Here is a 19,004-nt window from a genome sequence, read left to right as displayed (position 1 = left end):
AATAAGATGTCAGCTGGTTTATAAACGAACAGCATGGATGGCTCGAGTGAAAGGAACGGTGAAGTGGTTTAGTCAGGAAAAGGGATACGGCTTTATTACCGCAGAAGGTAATCAGGATTATTTCTTTGGCGTCAGAGATGTTATCGGCGCTGTTCTGCCCGCCACCGGCTCTCAGGTCACATTTACCCCGGCCACCGGACCCAAAGGACCAAAAGCGATTGAAGTCACCATTCTTTCGCAGCCTGAGCACGCCACTCAGGATAACAAAATCAAGTGCCCCCACTGCGCCCGCCAAATAATTCCCCGCCTGGTCACCTACAAAGGCGAATCAGAGAAGTCCTTATGCCCTTTCTGTGGCGGCACCGTAAAAGATTTTACAGGCACATCAATACTGGATGATCTCGGCGATATATTCTGGGGAATGATAAGAAACATTGCCGTTGCCATTATCGACACCGCCACGGCCATTGTTATTGAGATCAAAAAAAGTAAGAAAAAATAGTCTTAAACCGTTCGCTTTCACCACTAATGGCAACTGGTCGCACCGCTTGTGGTCAAAGAGGTAAAAGCACTTCCACCATCAAAGCGGCGTGACCTTTACCAGAATCTTTTGTAGCAGCGGAGCCGGTTCAATCCCCAGCAGCCCCGCAATATAGGCAAACTCAATCACATCTAACCTTCTTTCACCACTTTCAACCTTGGCAACAAAAGATTGTGGGCGTTTCAATGCCTGAGCCAGTCTTTCCTGAGTAATGCCTTTCTTTATTCTTATCTCGCGAAGATTCTTTATAACAAGTTGATATTCAGATGAATATATTGATGACATGGCAGCTATTCCGCGTTATATCCCAAAATCGAATATCCGCCATTTACATAATTATCCCAAAACAGGATAACCGGTAGCTCGATAACGTTACGGAACGAAGAACATGGACTTACAAGACTGGCATCCGGCGGACATCATCGCCGGGCTCAAAAAGAAAGGAACATCGCTTGCCGCCGTTTCACGCAGCGCAGGCCTGTCGAGCTCCACGCTGGCTAACGCGCTGCTCCGCCCGTGGCCGAAAGGCGAGAAGCTTATTGCCGATGCGCTGGGCATTTCACCAGAAATAATCTGGCCCAGCCGTTATTTTGATGAAGCCGGAAATCCCGTTCATCGCCACACGCGTTCAAAACTCTGACCGTCCTTACACCGTTACCCACAACCCCCACAATCGCTATCGCCGTTCTGACGAACGTCGACCGCTCCCGCTCACCGGCCCCTTTGGTGGTGGCCGGTTCGCTGGCTTAGGCTCATGTGGATTTGTGGATAACGGACGGCCTGTGAATGTGGCGACTTGTTGAACAATAGCACCCCGTGCGTTAGCATCGGAGCAATATCACGGCCATAAAACAGGGAAGGGTTTGATGAGCGAAGAAAAGTTTAACCCGCAGGATATTGAAGAGATTCTTTCTCGCCCGCCGTCTTCCGACAGCCACAAAGTCAAGAAAGGCAATATTCCCGAAATCGCCAAAAGCATCGGCATTGGGGCCATAGAAATCGCCAAAGCGCTTCCGATTCTTGCGTTCGGCGCACTGTCTATTTCCACTAAGCACACCCCGATAACAAAAGCAGGCTATCGGGATGGCCCGGAAGGATATGGCTATTATGATGAAACAGGTCTGAGGAATCGTACTTTTGACCCCGGCCAATCAGACGATAAATAACCAGAAGCACCCTGAATAATGAACGGGTAGTTCTGGCCGACGGTTATTTCATCATCGATTTTCCCTTTGTCATCGCAGCTCCGGCCACGTCTGACGCAACCTCTCCCCCTTTCTCTCCTGCTGATTGCGCCTTACCTGCGCCTTTTTGCAGCGACCCCGCCACTTCACCACCGACCTTAATTCCCGCCCAACTCAACGCCCCAATCCAGAACGCCGGAAACACCAGATACATCGTCCCCATCACCAGGTTCATCACCCAGCCGTCCGTCGTTGAACCGGCAAAGTCAGCAAAAGGCACCGGGTTCCCGCCGTCGACGTTATCCAGCCCGCTGTAGACAATGTCGATCAGTCGGTCATCCAGCCAGCCCGCAAGCTCCCACCAGAACGTGAGGAACATCAGGGCAAACATGGCGAACGAGACCGTCACCACAGCCTTGGGTGAATAGACGCTGAACATCAGTACCAGAGGAATGACAATCACCAGCGCCATTTCCAGCAGCGCCTGCACCATCGGCAGGGTATATTTGAGAATATCGAGTCCGGGCAACGCCACCACCTGCCCGGCAGCGACGCCTAGGCTCCCCAGCGCGCTGGATACAAAGCTGAAGGTACCCGCCGACGCGTTATTCCCCATCATATAGGTTTCACCATCGCCGGAAAGCGAGGCATTTTTCGGACTAACCACCCAGCGCAGCGCGATCTCTTCCCATTCGTTGCCGAACTTTTTCTTCAGCGCGCGAGTCGTGATGTCATTGTAGCTGCTCATCACCCGCGTCTTCAGACCGACGGTCGGAGTGTTCCACCACTGCTTACAGGTAGGGTAGCCGCCCCGCCCTACGTCGGGATAACCATCATCCCGATTCGCATCGTAGGGCCACTGCGAACGCGGTTTGGTGGAGGTGTAATAGTCGTAATACCCTGACGTCGAAAGAAAGTAGTCAGAGCCAATCCAGCCGACGGAATTAATGGTCGCATCCGAAAGCTGGGCATTGGTCGACTTCAGCCGGAAGTAGGCTTTTGCATAGCACTGATTAGCGAAGTCCTGCACCTCTTCCAGCAGGATCGGATCCTTTATCTGCGTGTGCTGCACGTCGAAACGTAGCTGACGCAGATTATCACCGCAGGGAATACTGGCGATCGTCGCGTGCGTTACGCCTTTTGACAGGCTGTGGATCATGTACCACCACACCGGCACCATGGCCGTTTTACCGTCAAAGTCATTAATCAGCGTGGCATAGCCTGACTTCTGGGGGAGCGGGATGTTTACGCCACACCGGGCGCTGCGCTCCTTGTTGAACTTGATGGTGTTGACATCCACGTTAACGACCGGCGTCACGCAAAACATCAGCACAACGAAGGCCACGTAAATAACGTGCTCGATGCGCACCAGCGCCAGCGTGCCCTTATTGCCCTCATCGTCCCCCTCTTCGCGGGTTCGTAACCAGGTCGCCAACACTTTACCGGCAATGGGCAGCGCAAACAGGCCGGTTGAAAGCAGCGTTTTCCAGATGGCGTTATTCAGGATCCAGCCCAGTAAGATGAGAAAATACTCCAGATAGCTGTCGGCACTCATCGTCAGCTCCCCGCGTAAATATTCAGTTCAACCATGAGCGTCATCCCCGCCATCAACCACTCGATGCGGCGAACGGCGGCAAGGTTGCCGGTTTGCTGAAGCAACCGGCGGCGTACCCGCTGAAACCACAGCCCGGCGATCAGCGCATACAGCGCCAGTCGCCAGACCAGCAGCCAGGGGGCGGCATCATCCAGCCAGACGCGAAACGCCGTCAGGCTTCCGGCATAGCGAACGCCCAGCCAGCCGATCCCTAGCGCCAGAGCGAGCGAACCGACGATGGCCAGTAACACTTTCCCGCTCAGGCGAATGCTGCACCAGAGCATCTTTCTTCGGGAAACCATCATGGCGTCACCTCCGTACCCAGCTGCTGCACAGCTTCATCGGCATCGGGATTTTTCTGGCGGGCGCTGTTCTCCAGGCCGCGCTGCGTCTGTCGCGACAGCGCTGTAACAATGGTGTTGTTGCTGATCTGCTTGCGTAACTCCATCTCGTTCTTCAGTGCCACAATTTCCCGGTCCAGAAACTCCAGCCGGCGATCGGCTTCCGTCAGCGCTTCCTGCTGCTCCGCAACGTGAGGTTCCGACTGCCCGGCGGTTAACATCCGGCGCATACCGAACGCGGTCGCCACCGTGTCCGCCATCGCCAGCTCGCTTGCCAGACGTTGCACCAGAGCGGTGTTGTCCGGGTCATCCTTTAGCGCCTGAACAACGCCACGCGTCACCGTCAGGTCACCGGTTTTCAGCTTCGCCAGATTAGCCGCATTGACCGGCAATGAACCGTTCACCAGCTCGACCAGAACCTCGTAATTCTTCTGGGTTGTCTCATCGAGCATCGGCGTGAAGCCGGTTCCCGGCGTCGTGGTGCCGGGTTCGTTCTCCAGCCCGCCGCTGGCGCACTCATTGCCGGATTTACAGGTGCGAATAGAGCGATCGCCTAGCACGCTGGCGACCGCCTGAGCCGCCTCATCGCCGTTTTTATATTTGCGGCACAGCGCGCCGTTACAGGCGCTTTCACTAATGGATGCGCTGCTGTCCGCCGCCTGCTTATTGAGGATGTTGTACCCGGCCCTGGCAATATCGTGCGTTGGCCGGATCGCGGCCTGCCCTTTACCGCCACGCTTTTTGCCGCCGACCCAGGAGACGCCCTCGGCTCCCGTTGATTTGCTCAGTTGCTGATCGGCCTTCACCGCGTCGCTCGTCCCACTCAGGGCGTTCTGATACTCCTCCCCAACGGCGGCCTGCACCCACGGCCCGGACAGGGTGTGATCCGCCAGCTTCTTCGACATGGCCTGACAGTTCAACTGCGCCTTATCAAAGTAAGCGTTGGCCTGAAGCGTGCCGTTGGTTAACAGCTCGTACAGGCCGGGATTGGCGCGCTGGATAACCATCGCGGGCAGGCTGGCGACCGCGCCGGTCGCACTGCTGATCACGTCCCCCATCATGTCTTTAAAGCCGCTGGTCAGGCCGTTGAGCTGATTTTTTACCGTGGTTTTGACGTCAAAATTTCCACACATCAGGTCGGCATTCCAGCCAACGCCCATGCCAATTTTATTCAGCCGGTTGCCGCTGGGCGGGTTGGACACCACCGTCCCGCCGCCGATGGCGTAATAGAGATCGTCGTTAATACCGCCCTGCACCTGACGACTGGTGTCATTGCCTGAGCTGTTCATGGAAAACGCCGGTAAATCCACCGCGCTGGCTGAAGCGCTGCACAGCACCAGGCTGGCGAGAAACATGCGTTGAAACATCGTCATTCTGAACATGGTCACTCCCTGAGGTTAATAGCCACCAATATCGGTGCTGAAAAGAAACGTCTGGCCGCGCTTTTTGCAGCAGGCAAAGGGCTGCCACAGCGCCCAGGCATAGTTGCCGTCTTCGGCATAGGAAAAGGCGCGATCGGGAAACACGGCGCAGGACATGTACACCTTCGGAGCGAGGCGCTGCCATTTATGGTTGCGGGTGCCGGTGTTTTCCGTCACCGGATCGGGCGGCCAGTAGCCAGCGGAAGCGTTGGCCTTCAGCGTCTGATAAACGTGGATCTGTCCGGGGCGGGTAATGATGTCTGCCGCACGTTGGGCCGTCACGGCAGCGGCCTTATAGTCATCCGTCTGTGTGACAAAGCCGGAACGGGGATAGACGTTACCCCACATGTTCCCGGCGGTGGTTGCACCGATTTCCCGCCGCCCCGGGGTGAGCGCCTCCGGGTAGAAGCTTTCCGGCAAACCGGTGCGCCACATCAGCGCATCCAGATTGCTCAGGAAATATGGTACCCAAGCGGTGGCGGCTCCCTTGCAGGAATAGCTGGAGGTCTGCTGGCCGATAAGGCTGGCGGCAGGATGGCCGATCGCGTCCACGCTGCGGTAGCGCACATTGTCTTTACGCTGGCCGCGCTTTTGCTGATTCTCACCGCCACCGTCAGCCAGCCCACCTAATGCGCTGCGGCTCAGCATCGCGACCTCACGCCACGGGTTATCGCCCGGCTGGCGATAGGCCGACACCACCACCTGCGGGATAAAGTGACGTACTTTTACCGACGTCTTGACGCTGCAACCAAACGGGGTACACAGCAGCCAGTAGCAAACGCCCACCACCCGATAGTCAATGCAGTCCGGGCACGCGGCGCTGGCGACGAGCTGGGGCGTGGTTAGCGAGGCGGATGCTGGTATGGTGCTTCCGGCCATCAGCAGCGCGGCCAGTGGATAAGCAAACCGGCGCTTCATGGCCTGCTCCCTGCGCGCAACTGTGCCGCACGCTGAATATCCGTGGTGCCGTACACCACATCGCGATCGTCAAACACCACGGCGGGCACCTTGCGAATGTCCAGTTGCCAGGCCTTCAGTACGCCCTGCCAGGCATCGACGATCCGCGCCTGCTGACGTGCCCAGTTCGGCGACTGAGGTAACGCCTTTGCCTGCCGCTCCGCTTTGTCGGGCTCAAGCGCCAGATTGCCGAAAATCTGCTGCTGTACCGTATCCGGCGCATCCAGCCAGACCACCGTGACCTGCGGGTCGTTATCTAGCGGAGAGTGATGGCGGTCGGTGTACAAAACCACGTCGGCACAGGCCTGCCCGGCCAGCACCAGCGATGCCATGATGAGGGGTAGTCGTTGCATAACGCACTCCTGTGTGGGGAAAGCGACAGGGTGCGTTGGGGTGGGATAAAAGGCAGTAAAGAACTGTTAATTGGGTTTTGAAGATTTAATTAATCAAGTAAGAGCCGAGGAAAACGGCAGAATTTCAATAACAGTACTCCATTTAAAGTGTAATGATAATTTCGCCTTCCTATATCAAGGATCCAAAGCATTACTCAGCAAGATAGCGCTTCAGGCCATGTCATCAAAACAGATATATCGTTTTGATCTATTTTACTTTAACCATAACAACATTAAATTAGAGGGAATAATATTATGATTACTTTTAGGTGAGATTGGATGTGAGCTGGGTGGTCGTATATCAACGACCGAATCGCAAATCGAACGCAAGGAAGGAAACCATCGATGTATTTGGCACAACTGAGAATTTCGAATTTCAGGAAATTGGAGAAAGCCGAACTTAACTTTCAACCTGGACTGAATGTTCTGGTCGGTCCTAACAACGTTGGCAAGACCGCTGTAATTGATGCATTGCGTGCACTTCTTGCAGGGCATGATGAGCCGTATCCTCGCCTCGACAACGAGGACATACACCGACCTAAAGGAGGTGTTCCCAAAGGCGATATTGAATTCCAATACGTCTTTCGCGATTTAGATCCAGACAATGAAGCAGACTTTCTGGCCGCGTTAAAACCTGACGCAGTTGGAAAACTTGAAGCTCACATCACAATTCGTTACTCAGAAGCCGATAAAACTGGAAGGCTACGAGCTAAGCGCTGGTGCGGCGACCACGAAGAAATAGGGTTAACCACAGACATGATGGAAAACCTTCGAGGTGTCTACCTCCCCCCGATGCGGGATGCCTCCCAAGGTCTCCGCCCAAGTCGCACAAGCCAACTATCTCGACTATTTCAGCTTCTGGCCGACGATGCTGGACGGGATGGTATCAACGATGCACTGAAGAAACTTGACGACGAATTGAAGAAGCACAAACCTATCATTAACACTTATACCGCAATCCAGAACCGACACGGGACTATGCTTGGCCCCCAACTTGCTCAAGCCTTGGATCTCGGCTTAAGTGGCAGTGACTTTCAACGGCTAGCAGCTCGTCTGTCATTAATAGTGGATGCTTTTGAGATTGAGCAAAACGGACTCGGTTTCAACAACTTGATCTTTATGGCAGTAGTACTCAGCGAGCTCGCTAAGAACCCGGAGGCGAGCTATCGCAGCCTGATAGTCGAAGAACCAGAGGCGCATCTGCATCCACAGCTTCAGGCTGTACTATTAGATTATTTAGGAACGATTAAAGCTGTCGAAGGAGAAAAACCCGTCCAATTATTTGTCACCAGCCATTCACCTAATTTTGCCAGTATTGCCGATCTCGACAGCATCGCCTGCTTGGTTGATACGGGGACGTCTGTGAAAACATTCTTTCCACGCACAATTTCCTTTGACAAAGGAAAGCGGGAAAAACTGGAACGTTACCTCGATGTGACCCGAGCCGAACTGTTCTTTGCTCGCAGAGCAATCTTCGTCGAGGGCGCAGCTGAGTTAATGCTGGTCAGCGTACTGGCAGAAAAATGTGGATATAGATTACGTGAACATGGCGTTAGTCTGATCAGTGTCGAAGGATTGAATTTTGATTCCTTTTTACCACTTTTCGGCGAAAACGCGCTAAATATCCCAGTAGCAATTATCACTGATGCAGACCCTGTCGATGAGAGCGATGGTGTCGAAGAACCACAGGCGGCCTATCCAGCGCTCGGTGATGTAGTGAAAGTCTCAGACAATACCGCCAAAATGAAGAAAAGCGAGGATGCCTTTGTCAAAGTCTTTCATGGGGTTAAAACTCTCGAATACGATCTAGCCCTGCATGCAGACAATCGTGCAGCAATGTTAATTGCGCTAAAGGAATTACATCCGAAAATAGGTCAAAACGTCTCGGAAGCAGTAAATGCCGCAGAAGGCGATACAGCCAAGGCTCGAGCCCTTTTCAGCGGAATGTTTGAGCGTTCACAAAACAACGTGCAAAAAGGACGCTTTGGTCAAACACTCGCGCAAGTGATTTCCAGCGGTGTTGCTTGTAGCGTACCTGACTACATCAAAAATGCCATAGCCCATGCCTGCCAAATCAAGGAGATAGAGCTATGACCCAACCATCCGACGAACAATTACAAATTATCAACGCGCCACTTTCGCCATTATCCGTGATTGCATGTGCTGGCAGCGGTAAAACATTCACAGCGGTACGTCGACTGGCACATATGCGCCAACAGTTAGGTGAGCATCGTGGTCGCATTGCTCTACTGTCGTTTTCTAACGTTGCTGTAGATACCTTTCGACAAGAATACAAAAAATTAGTCCAAAACGCGCCCTCAAATGCCGCCCATAATCGAGTTGAAATTGATACAATTGACTCCTTCATTACTGGTAACGTACTGCGTCCCCATGCATATCGAACAATGGGTGCTCAGCAGACTGCATTCCTTGTAATGGGTGGCGAAGCGTTCTTGAATGGTTTCAAATTCCAGACGAATACATACCCACGCGAAATAACAAAAATGCAGGTAGGTATAGACAGAAATGGCATCTATTTCTTCTATTCCGAACACGAAAAAACACAAAAATTGGATACAGCACAAGCGACACGCCTTGTACATCGTCTTGGACAGATCGGAGCTTACACGCATAACCTCGGGCGTTACTGGTGCTATCGTACTTTGGTAGAACAACCAATTATTCTAAGCGCCTTAGTTCGTCGATATCCACATATCTTGATTGATGAGGCGCAGGACATAGGTACAGTCCATCAGGCCATCATTGAGTTACTAATTCGGGCAGGCTGCCAGATCTCATTAATCGGAGACCCAAATCAGGGCATCTACGAGTTCGCGGGCGCTAATGGAGTATTTCTGACTCAATACGGTCAGTGGAAGGGGGTCAGCAGTCTTCAACTCACCAAAAACTTTCGTTCTGTTCCACCGATTCTCGATTTGGCTAATAGTCTTTCCAATCGAGGAGACACTGCTGATAGAAGTACACCCGATACAATACATGGAGCCTTCTTTATTCCGTACCGCAATGCGGAGCGAGAAAGCCTGATTACTGCATTCCAGACTGCGGTATTAGCTGCTGATCTTAAACTCAAACGTTCAGCGGTACTCTGCCGTGCCCGTAGTATGGCTGACACACTCGCTGGCAATGAAGGAGCACCAGGCCAGGGTACAGTTAAAAATCTTGCACAGGCCGCAATATTACGCGATCAAAATCAAGACTACCTTACCGCATTCAAACTAGTGGCCGCCAGTATTGTTGGTCTGCTTGCCAACCCACCACAAGGGCTTGTCTCAAGGATCACTCAACCAGCTCGTTATCCTGATGACCGTGCGCTACGACGACTCATATGGGCATTTACTCGTAACCCATCCTCTGGGCTTCCTGCGGCAACGTTAGCTGGGGATACACAGTGGCATCCACTATTACTGGAAAGGACTAAGGTTCTACTGGCACGTATCGCACAGGACCATGGATTGGTAAGTGCCGACAACTTGGGCAACAAACTTGCTAAAAGGGGTTGTCTAATATACCGCTAATCACTACAGCTGATCTTGCGATGAAAGACGAATCACCCCGTATTCGCATAGATACAGTCCACCAAGCGAAGGGGGAAAGCCTTGATGCAGTCTTGTATTTGACGAATCGGGAACATGTCGGCGCACTATTGGCTGGAGTCGATACCGAAGTTGGACGTATTGGTTATGTAGCTGTAACCCGAGCTCGTAATCTTCTGTGGCTTGGCGTGCCCGCCAATGCATTGAAAGAATTGCGTCCTGCTTTGATTGCTCGAGGTTTTCAGGAAATCGATAGGCTGTCGGTACCAGTACAAAGCAGTTAAGCATTAGCTCTGTAGTCAGAGTAGAGATTAAGCGAAGTGATAGCACTTAAACAGACATGGCTTTAACAAAAATTTGCTTGGTGTACACAATGTTAGTTCTCCGGAGGCACAATGGTCAAAGAAATAGAACAAAATACGCCTGAAGAAAAATGCGAGTTATGTGGTAAATATGCAGTTCTGAAAAATAGCCATCTAATGCCAAAAAGCTTATATAAGGTAATTACTCGTACATTTCATCCTTATGATTCAGCCCCCATATGGGCCAGTAAAAGTCAAAAATCGTCTTACTATTCAAATTCTCAAATTACAAAAAAGCTGCTGTGTGGTGTTTGCGAGGACCGTTTTAATAAATACGGTGAAAAATATGTAGTAGAAAAATGCATGAAGAATCCTCAAACATTCGAATTAAAAAGGGTACTGGATAGCTCCACACCAAGCATTCATGTAAATGGGTTCTCTTATTTCAACCCCAAAGACATATTAAAATTTAACTCCGAAAAATTCATGTATTTTGCTGCCAGTATTGCCTGGAGGGTAACCGCTACAAATTGGGGCAACGATGACATCGCCAATCTAAATAACGCTCTCCCAAAAGAGTTCAAGGAATCCTTGCAGAATTATCTTCTTAAAAATGTAGAATTCCCCTCAAATATCTATATTACGGTATGCGTAGATAACGATGTAGAACCGGTGCCAATAATGTCTCTGCCTTCAGGTGATATTGAAAAGAATATGTGTATGTCATTCTTCATCCCAGGAATTAAATTCAATATATTTTTCGGAGCAGAAGCCGATCAAGAGCTCTCATCCAGCCTAAATAAATTGGGGATTAATTTAATCTATATGTATCGTTCATTCCGTAGATCCAATGAATATCAACAGATGAAGAACCTTCTGGGTTCTGAACTATCACCGAAGGGAAAACTGGCAAAACAACCAAATAGGTCATAAGTGTATTCAACAATGCCATTAATTTACGTTAAACTTGCTCTTTTCGCCCTTTATCATTAGGGCTGGTAAAAACTTACCAGTGCAAAGCTTATAACCTTTTTAAAGATTAAAAATGGAGATGAAAGCTATGTCTAATAAAATAGATTCACACAGAAAACATCCTGATGTCACTTTGGAACAACATGTAAAAAACAAACGAATACAGCTTGGGAGTGAGATTTCAGGAAAATATAAAATATATCTCGACCTTCGATTCTGGATTTTTTCAGAGATGTTGAACTTGGTATAAATCATGATGAAAATTTCATACAACTTCTTAATCAGATTAAAAGTCTAGTTGATAACGGTACGGCTATTTGCCCTATATCCGAGACTGTTTTTATTGAGCTTATGAAACAGAGTGATGAAAAAACAAGACTTGCTACTGCAAAGTTAATTGATCGCCTAAGTTTTGGTATCACACTCATTGTGAGTCCCGAAAGGATAATGCAAGAATTAGCTAATGCTTTTTATTCAATGGCAGGCGTTAAAAATCTTATATCAATAGATAACTTGGTATGGACAAAGCTTAGCCATGTATTTGGTGAAACACATCCATATCAAACCGCCTTTGAACCGGCTGAGCAATTGGCTATTCAAAAATCTTTTTTCGATTATATGTGGGATATTACACTCACTAAAATAATGGGTTATTTAAATTTCGAGAGTTGGGAGCAATTCAACGGGCAGGCACTGGCAGACCAACTTAATTCAGGTAATAAAGAACATGCAGATGAAATCCGAAGCTACCAACAGGCATATCGTGTTGAGTTTGAAGGTGGATTAAGCCTGTTTAATGAACAATTGCTACAATTATTTAAAGAGGTTAGTAATGCAGGATATGATCTATTTAACGCTAATAAAGAAAAGCTATCTGACCAACAACGATTTAAAGAATTTTCAAAGCTAATACGAACATTGCATATAAAAGCTTGCTGTTATTCAGCAGTAAGGTGGGACCAAAAACGCCAACTTACAGGTAATGATCTTCTGGATTTCCATCATGCTGAAGCAGCGCTAGGATATTGCAATTTATTTTTGACTGAAAAACCGTTAAAAACTTTAGTTAGTCAGAATCATTTAGGGTTAATGGATGATTTTCCATGTACTGTTGAATCATCGGCCATTGGAGGGCTCAAGGTTCTAACCTCCATAAAAGACTAAAAAAAGCGACTGTCGTTAAGATCTCTTATTAAGCGCCAAAGTCACTCCGAGCATGGCGCTAAAATACCTCTAGCTGATGTTATAAAGCGTGCTGGTACCCCATTAAATCCACCATTACACGGGCTACAGCTGCTCTTTCCAAGATTCAATACATAAAAATAAGCTGTAGAAAACGGAAGATGTTACTGAAAAGCTTTGCTAGTTTTGTCATACGGAATTTGAAATTTTGTCCATAAAGCTAGCTCACCACTCATATAACTTCTTGTAAAATAAATCAAACCGGCGTAGTGTTGTACATGAAAATTTACACTAGTGGGTAATATGCCCATATCAAATAAGCGTGATATCACAAGTAAAACACTGCAAAATTGAAGGTACGTACTATGGAAAAAATAGAATTAGATTTCAGTGCCATCACCCTAGATAACGCGACTCTCAAGGCTGAGGGATATAAATTTTATGAAGGCTTGCTGGCACAGATGAGACAATTCAAAGAAAGTCCAGTAAAAGTCATTCAGACAGACATAGTGCACAATGAAGCTATAAAACACATTGGGCAAGAAATATCAAAAACACGTACATCAATTGAGCAAGCACTAAGATCAGCAGATAAGCAATTAAAAATAAAAGCCGCTGACATTAATAGTGCAAGGGGACTATTGTCTGTAGAAGGCAGTGAAGAAGAGATCGCAGATTCACGACTAAATAAATATTATGATTTCATTGGAGCTGAAAAAATAGACTCCGATAAATATGCCGACTTATCTGCTCTAATGAGAATGTATTTTTCTACTGAGGCACCATTTGAAACAGGAAGAGATAAGAAAAATGAATTTCCAGACGCTATTGCCTTACTATCTATTGAAGGATGGGCAGAAGAAAATAATGTAAATGTTATCGCTGTTAGCCTAGATAAAGGCTGGAGAGATTTCGCTGAAAATTCAACAAAAATCACATTAGTCTCAACATTAGCAGAGGCATTAGAAAAATTCCAACCACACACTAAAGTGGCAGAAATTATTGCTCATATCAGAGAAGATTCTTTACTTGATAGTGAAAATCATATACTACAAGAAATTGAACAAGCAATTACCGATAGTCTTGACGACTGCGACATATGGATTGACGCCGACTCACATATGTATTTTGAATGGGAAGATGTTTCTGCAACATATATTTCACACGAGTTGGACACAGACAATAACGGACTAGTTAAAATACGAGTAGTAAGAATCGATGACGGGGTAATAGTCTTAAAGGTCGGTGCTATTGTCGAAGTGGAAGTTGAAGCCAGCTTCGATTTCTCAATGACAGACCCAATAGATAAAGATTATGTTAATATGGGCGGAAATGTTTGCACGACAACTGAGACATATCATACAGATATACTATTAACTCTTGCCGGTAATTTCTCCCAAGACTTCGATGATATAGAAATTGCTGAAATTGAAGTACTTGAAAATATCAGCAGTGCAAATTTTGGTGAGATTGAACCTGATTGGCGGAGCGACTACGAAGATTAAAATCTATAACAGAGTATTTTCACAGAACTCTGACATTGGTCAACGATTAAAAGTACGGCTAGACATAAAAATTTCTAGCCGACTATAAGGAACAGGGAAAATATTCTGCGATCGATGACGGTCAGCAAGGGCTTTTCACTAAAGGAAGCTCGCGAAAAGAAAAGGGAGTAGCTCATACTTAAATTGCAAATTTGAACTATTACGAATGTAATTAAATTTTGCATATGATTGCCATCAAGTCACGACCAAACACCTGCATTATCCAGCTTGCACTCTACAACTTTTCATCACACCGAAGCACGGCTCTTTTTGGTAATTCATCCAAAAATTTAGGTAACGTTTTATTAAATCCAGTTTTTTCAAAACCAAAAAGAGAAAAATAATAAATTGCTCTCAGTAGAGTCTCAGCGCAAAAACTGATAATGCAAAAATCAAACCTTTCATCAACAGATGATCCATGAACGATTTTTGAACGAGCATCATAAAGCTGTTTAGCTTTATTTCTAATCTCATCATCAAGACCAACATGGGTAATATTCAAATAAGTTACTCTTCTTTTAAATGTTTCCGTAGTATCATCATCATGAAAATTAACTAATGCCTCCATCGAACTTACTAGTTTTTGTACTTGCTGATAGAAGCTAGACTCAGTAACGGCGTCCCCATACCATAATAGAGAACGTTCCAGACGCTCTACAACTCGCTGACTGGAGAAATTTGGAAGTAAAAGTAACTCCACTATCTTAAATGCTATGTCAATAAGGCTTGAGTCAACATTTCTGCTTTGGTGAAAAACGAGCCAAAACTCCTTGGAGTCAAATTGAAAAAATGGAAAATTATAATTCATTGTATTGCTTATATTATTTTCATCTTTTCCATGTCGATAAAAATCAAATGGATGGGTAATTCTATCTTTAGACGTGAGTAGAGGAATTGCCCTAGGTGATAAACGCGTAGCTAAGAGTTTTAAGATATTATAAGTAGCGTCCCTTGCTTTTTCGGCTTGTTGTAAAGCTAACTGCTTGCTACATCGTGTTTTCACATGGACTTCAAGATAATAATTGTAGTCAAATGTTCTGGTATCTTTATATAAAGCCAATTCTTCTTCAGCCAAGTCCATTGTATCTACAGGCAACAAGAGAATACTATCGCTCAGTTTTAGCTCACCGTTTAAATTAAACATAGTCACTGGGAATTGATATACTGAAGATGAAAATTCCTTTTTGAAAATCCGAATCCTATCAGTAGCTATTTTTTTTAGAACATCAAACTCGATATTGCAATGCTCTCCATTTTTCACAACGCAATCAATAAAACTATCCAGTTCAACATTGACGTATTCATAGACTATAGCTTCTATTACAGGATGCAACTCATAAGGCAAACAGTTCAGATTACTGCTTCTGCGAATAAGTATTGCCAATTCTCTCATGATACTCAACGAACAAGATGTATGATGCAACTGATAAATACAAGGTTCTTGCCTTTTATATTTTCCAGACATTTCCTCCTGCATGTTATGTGGTGCATTAATAGTTATCGCTATTAGGTTGTCCTTTTCCATCTCCTGGAAATAAGCTTTATGATCGTCTACCCATAGCTTGTATGCTCGAGCCAGCTCCATAAACAGTTTTACAAACTGTTTTTCCCCATCCAGTGATAGTTGCATTGATTCGTTCCCTCGCTCGCTCGACCATAAGAACAACTATTTCATAATCCAACTAGAATAGAAAACTGTAATTTATGTTAACCCTTCCCCCTACAATCGTTCCCTGAACAGCTCACAGAACTGATGCAAGGCGGTATGAGTTCGCCCAACCGACCCCCAGGTACCCTGCATTCCCTACATCCAGTGCACGCTTTCTCAGCCTCATCCCCCTAACGAACTATCCCCCGCAATTCGTCCAACTGCCGGGCAACCCGCTTCGCGGCCCCCAACTCGCTGATGCTGTATTCATTCATCAACGCCCTGCGCTGCGCCTTCTCCTCTTTCTCCGTCATCCCCAGCGCCAAGTACAGGCTGGGCGGCACGGCGCGAAACAACGCCTCAATCCGGCTGGCGAGCACCACGCCCTCGGTATAGCAGTGCTTCGCTTTGTTGGCCGACAGCAGCATAGCCTTCGGCTCCTCCGTCAGCTTTTTAAAGCGCGCTATCTGCTCCACCTCTTCCGGCGGCATCACCAGGCACAGCCACCATTCGATCATGTTGAGCATCTTTTTCGCCGCATTGGGGTAGTCATCGAGGTTCTGCGTCGCCAGCCAGAGCCATGCTCCCAGCTTTCGCCACATCTTGACCACCTTCACCACGTAGGGTGCCAGCAACGGGTTAGTGGTGATCATATGGGCCTCATCGGTGGCGAACACGATTTCCCGGTCGTCGAACTGATCGCGTTCCGCCAGATTATTGATGGTATTTACCAGCGATATATAGGCCACCGCCAGCGGCGCTTCGTAGCCTTCACGCGCCAGCGTGCCGAGGTCAATCAGCGTCACGTCCGCTTCCGGCCAGTTCTCGCCCGGGCGATTAAACAGCTCGCCCAGAAAGCCCTGCATAAACACGCCGAGCGACTCCCCCATATTCTGGGCGCGTACCTGACGTTCAGCAGGGCGGGCAGGGTCGCGGGCAAACTGATAAAACGCCGCCTGAAGGTCGCCGGTGATCATCTGCCTGCCTTCGTCCCAGGCCTGTTGCGCCGCCACCAGAATGGCCTCGCGCATCATGCCGCGATCGGCGCGTTCCAGCCTAGCCTCTTCCTTCTCCTCCCCGCCGGTGATCATCAGGCGGGCGGCGATCTCCAGCTCCCCCAGAATATCGCGCTCTTCGTCACCGTCCTCTTCACCGTCAACGTCGTCAATATCAATGCCGTCGCTAAGCTCGCTTTCGCTGACGGCGGCCACCGGCTGCTCAATCAGCTTATGTGCATCGGCAAACGGGGCCAGAGAAATCCCGCAGCCCGGCTTGATGCTGATTTTGTTCACCGTCAGCCCCAGCTCGCCGCAGTAGTCGGCAAACAGGCCGAAGCTGTTCCCGGCTTCAGCGATAAACAACCGGGGCCGGTGGATCGCCATCAGCTGGGAAAACAGGCTGTTGAGCGTGGCCGACTTGCCGGAGCCCGTCGGCCCGAAAATCGCCATATGGGCGTTCTTGGTACGGTCATTGCTGTTCAGCGGATCGAACGTGAGCGGCGCGCCGCCGCGATTAAAGAAGGTGAATCCCGGGTTGCCGGTGCCGATATCCCGCCCGAACAGCGGCGACAGGTTCGCCAGATGCTGGACAAAGGTCAGGCGGGTATACCAATGGTGCTTATCCCGGGCCGGGTTAAAGCACATCGGCATGGCGCGCAGGTACCCATTCAGCGGCGCAACCTCGTATTCGCCCCGGGTGGGCTGTAAACCGGCGTTCAGCAATACTGCGTTCAGCTCGCGCTGGCGCGACTGGAGCTGCGGCAGATCCGGAGCCGTTAGCAAAAACGTCATGCTGCCGTGATAGAGCTTGTGCCGCTCGCCCAGAAACGACTTGGCAATGGCCGCATCTTCCCGCACCCGGGACGATTCCACGTTTTCGCCAATCGCGTTTTTTGCCAGATGGGTAAAACGCTCTTCCAGCACGTCCTGTGCCTGCACCACAATGGTCATGCACATCACGGTGCCTTCCGGCATGAGGTCCATCAGGGCATTGATGTTGTCACCCTTGCGGGTCTCCCCGGTCAGATGCCCCACCGCAGGGGGGCGACGCAGGCGATCGATAGTTACCGCCCGGTGAGGCTGTTCGTCAAACCACCAGACGCCGTTTTCCGCATCCGAGCGCGGCGGCGTAAACCATAAGGATTCGCTGAAGTCGGTCATCAGCGGCAGTGCGTTATGTGGATTGTCGTGATGGCGAGCGGTGCGGTAGAGCACCTCCTTTTCCACCCACTGCGGGTTGGGGTTAAACCAGCGCAGCAGCCAGGCGTGGATCTGTTCTCCATTCTGGCGTTCCGCCACCACGCCCGCGCCGTTCAGGGCGGAAACCAGCCGCTCGCACACCTGATCCAGCGCCGTTTCGGGTGAATACGGGTCGCGCTGGGCGGGGTCTACATAGCGATAGACCACCATGCGGGTACGCCGCTGCTGGCCGCGCCACGGCGCGCCGGTGACGGTCTTATCAATAAACAGCCCTTGCGGTACGGCGATCCCGCGCATGTGGCCTTCAATCTCCCGCAGGTAGTCCTCGGTGAAGGCGCTCCCCTGCGCCCAGGGCTTGATGTAACCGCGCAGCCTGTCCAGATAGGCGGTGACGTCTGTTTCATCCTGACAGAAGAACTGGATCACCCACGGGCAAGTATCCCGCTCGTCAAAGCTGTCCTGAATGGCGTCTTCAATGACGTCGCGGATCTCCTCCAGGCGCTCCGCCGTGCGCCCTTCCGAACCGACCGGCAGCACGTCGAACACCGCGCCCACCGACACGCCGTCATCCAGCAAAATGCTCTGGCTGGACGGCAGATATTCAACCCAGGGCAAGTAGTCAATCAATGACGGTTCACGATGGTAGCGCGCTTGCTCATCCGAGATTTTCAGCTTGCCCGATTTCCTCAACAACGGTTTAAGTACCGCCTTCTCTTCAGCCTGCGGCACAGGTGCCGCCGCCTTTTCACGCGTAAATAGGCTAAACATCACAGCGCTCCCACTCGTTCACCCGGCAGGGCATACTGCACCTGACTGTAGAAAGGAAATACCGTGCTGTAGCCCGGCACTGGCACGTTGCCCACCGTCATATGCGGGAAGACATACATCACCAGATCGGGATTGGGCAGGCGGGGAAACTGCTGCTGGATCTCGCTGTTAGCATCCCGGCTGTAGCTTTCCGCCACTGCTGGCTGCGCGTTCCGCTCGACGTCATTCAGGTCGCGGCGCAGCACGGCGCGCGCTTCTGCGGCCATCTGCGGCGAGCCGCTTTTTTGCTGCCACAGATCCAGCATGGTGGAATCCCCCGGGGGAAGTAATTGCTCTTTTGACGTACTGCATCCGGCCAGCCATAGCGCGGCCAGAAGTAAATATATTCTGGGCATCATTCACCTCG

At 49.5% G+C, this 19,004-nt stretch carries 18 protein-coding genes; 9 read left to right on the top strand and 9 right to left on the bottom strand.

From position 1 onward, the window contains the following. Nucleotides 1-46: 46 nt before the first annotated feature. Nucleotides 47-502 carry a cold shock domain-containing protein gene (locus tag HMPREF3140_RS26480; RefSeq protein ID WP_070553229.1) on the top strand — a complete coding sequence of 152 codons (456 nt, stop codon included), beginning with the start codon at nucleotides 47-49 and terminating at the stop codon, nucleotides 500-502. Nucleotides 503-580: 78 nt separating this feature from the next. On the opposite strand, the gene HMPREF3140_RS26475 is transcribed toward HMPREF3140_RS26480, so the two are convergent. Beyond that, nucleotides 581-826 carry a helix-turn-helix domain-containing protein gene (locus HMPREF3140_RS26475; RefSeq protein WP_040236217.1) on the bottom strand — a complete coding sequence of 82 codons (246 nt, stop codon included), beginning with the start codon at nucleotides 824-826 and terminating at the stop codon, nucleotides 581-583. A 103-nt stretch (nucleotides 827-929) separates the two neighbouring features. On the opposite strand from HMPREF3140_RS26475, the gene HMPREF3140_RS26470 reads away from it, so the two are divergent. Next, nucleotides 930-1,181, top strand: coding sequence for a helix-turn-helix domain-containing protein (locus tag HMPREF3140_RS26470; protein ID WP_016809397.1), 252 nt, complete (start codon nucleotides 930-932; stop codon nucleotides 1,179-1,181). A 226-nt stretch (nucleotides 1,182-1,407) separates the two neighbouring features. Beyond that, complete coding sequence (locus HMPREF3140_RS26465) at nucleotides 1,408-1,707, top strand: hypothetical protein (protein ID WP_040236214.1); 300 nt, start codon at nucleotides 1,408-1,410, stop codon at nucleotides 1,705-1,707. A 43-nt stretch (nucleotides 1,708-1,750) separates the two neighbouring features. Here the strand turns inward: HMPREF3140_RS26465 and HMPREF3140_RS26460 are convergent, their stop codons facing one another. Genes HMPREF3140_RS26460 through HMPREF3140_RS26440 form a run of 5 tightly spaced genes read right to left on the bottom strand, consistent with a single transcriptional unit; the run spans nucleotide 1,751 to nucleotide 6,391 of the window. Then, complete coding sequence (locus tag HMPREF3140_RS26460) at nucleotides 1,751-3,280, bottom strand: conjugal transfer protein TraG N-terminal domain-containing protein (RefSeq protein ID WP_070553227.1); 1,530 nt, start codon at nucleotides 3,278-3,280, stop codon at nucleotides 1,751-1,753. A 2-nt stretch (nucleotides 3,281-3,282) separates the two neighbouring features. Continuing rightward, nucleotides 3,283-3,624, bottom strand: coding sequence for a hypothetical protein (locus HMPREF3140_RS26455; RefSeq protein WP_016809400.1), 342 nt, complete (start codon nucleotides 3,622-3,624; stop codon nucleotides 3,283-3,285). After that, nucleotides 3,621-5,042, bottom strand: coding sequence for an integrating conjugative element protein (locus HMPREF3140_RS26450; protein WP_070553225.1), 1,422 nt, complete (start codon nucleotides 5,040-5,042; stop codon nucleotides 3,621-3,623). The genes HMPREF3140_RS26455 and HMPREF3140_RS26450 overlap by 4 nt, the downstream gene beginning before the upstream one ends. A gap of 15 nt (nucleotides 5,043-5,057) precedes the next feature. After that, nucleotides 5,058-5,999 carry a TIGR03756 family integrating conjugative element protein gene (locus tag HMPREF3140_RS26445; protein WP_070553223.1) on the bottom strand — a complete coding sequence of 314 codons (942 nt, stop codon included), beginning with the start codon at nucleotides 5,997-5,999 and terminating at the stop codon, nucleotides 5,058-5,060. Beyond that, on the bottom strand, nucleotides 5,996-6,391 hold the full coding sequence (locus tag HMPREF3140_RS26440; protein WP_070553221.1) for a TIGR03757 family integrating conjugative element protein: 396 nt from the start codon (nucleotides 6,389-6,391) through the stop codon (nucleotides 5,996-5,998). Before HMPREF3140_RS26440 ends, HMPREF3140_RS26445 begins: the two co-directional genes overlap by 4 nt. 384 nt (nucleotides 6,392-6,775) lie before the next feature. Here HMPREF3140_RS26440 and HMPREF3140_RS26435 point away from each other — a divergent pair, with 384 nt between their 5' ends. From HMPREF3140_RS26435 to HMPREF3140_RS26415, 6 genes are all read left to right on the top strand, one after another. Continuing rightward, nucleotides 6,776-8,524, top strand: a complete 1,749-nt coding sequence (locus HMPREF3140_RS26435; protein WP_070553219.1) for an ATP-dependent nuclease — start codon at nucleotides 6,776-6,778, stop codon at nucleotides 8,522-8,524. Continuing rightward, on the top strand, nucleotides 8,521-9,966 hold the full coding sequence (locus HMPREF3140_RS26430; protein ID WP_210406521.1) for a UvrD-helicase domain-containing protein: 1,446 nt from the start codon (nucleotides 8,521-8,523) through the stop codon (nucleotides 9,964-9,966). Before HMPREF3140_RS26435 ends, HMPREF3140_RS26430 begins: the two co-directional genes overlap by 4 nt. Nucleotides 9,967-9,986: 20 nt before the next feature. Then, nucleotides 9,987-10,268, top strand: coding sequence for a 3'-5' exonuclease (locus HMPREF3140_RS29150; protein ID WP_210406522.1), 282 nt, complete (start codon nucleotides 9,987-9,989; stop codon nucleotides 10,266-10,268). A 111-nt stretch (nucleotides 10,269-10,379) separates the two neighbouring features. Next, a complete protein-coding gene (locus HMPREF3140_RS26425) occupies nucleotides 10,380-11,219 on the top strand; it encodes a hypothetical protein (RefSeq protein WP_070553217.1) in 840 nt (279 codons plus the stop codon). A gap of 390 nt (nucleotides 11,220-11,609) precedes the next feature. After that, nucleotides 11,610-12,422: a hypothetical protein gene (locus tag HMPREF3140_RS26420; protein ID WP_070553216.1), complete on the top strand. Its 813-nt coding sequence runs from the start codon at nucleotides 11,610-11,612 to the stop codon at nucleotides 12,420-12,422. 383 nt (nucleotides 12,423-12,805) lie between these two features. Beyond that, nucleotides 12,806-13,945, top strand: a complete 1,140-nt coding sequence (locus HMPREF3140_RS26415) for a PIN domain-containing protein (RefSeq protein WP_070553214.1) — start codon at nucleotides 12,806-12,808, stop codon at nucleotides 13,943-13,945. 274 nt (nucleotides 13,946-14,219) lie between these two features. On the opposite strand, the gene HMPREF3140_RS26410 is transcribed toward HMPREF3140_RS26415, so the two are convergent. The 3 genes from HMPREF3140_RS26410 to HMPREF3140_RS26400 form a co-directional block, all read right to left on the bottom strand. After that, entirely contained in the window at nucleotides 14,220-15,614 is a 1,395-nt protein-coding gene (locus tag HMPREF3140_RS26410) for a HEPN domain-containing protein (protein WP_070553211.1), read from the bottom strand. A gap of 209 nt (nucleotides 15,615-15,823) precedes the next feature. Then, nucleotides 15,824-18,601, bottom strand: a complete 2,778-nt coding sequence (locus tag HMPREF3140_RS26405; RefSeq protein ID WP_175437609.1) for a conjugative transfer ATPase — start codon at nucleotides 18,599-18,601, stop codon at nucleotides 15,824-15,826. Continuing rightward, the gene (locus HMPREF3140_RS26400) at nucleotides 18,598-18,996 is read right to left on the bottom strand and encodes a TIGR03751 family conjugal transfer lipoprotein (protein WP_070553206.1); all 399 of its coding nucleotides are present in this window, start codon (nucleotides 18,994-18,996) and stop codon (nucleotides 18,598-18,600) included. Before HMPREF3140_RS26400 ends, HMPREF3140_RS26405 begins: the two co-directional genes overlap by 4 nt. Nucleotides 18,997-19,004 lie beyond the last annotated feature (8 nt).

The sequence above is a fragment of the Klebsiella sp. HMSC16A12 genome (genome assembly GCF_001808265.1).
GTDB lineage: Bacteria > Pseudomonadota > Gammaproteobacteria > Enterobacterales > Enterobacteriaceae > Klebsiella > Klebsiella pneumoniae.
This window is presented reverse-complemented; position numbering and strand designations above follow the sequence as displayed.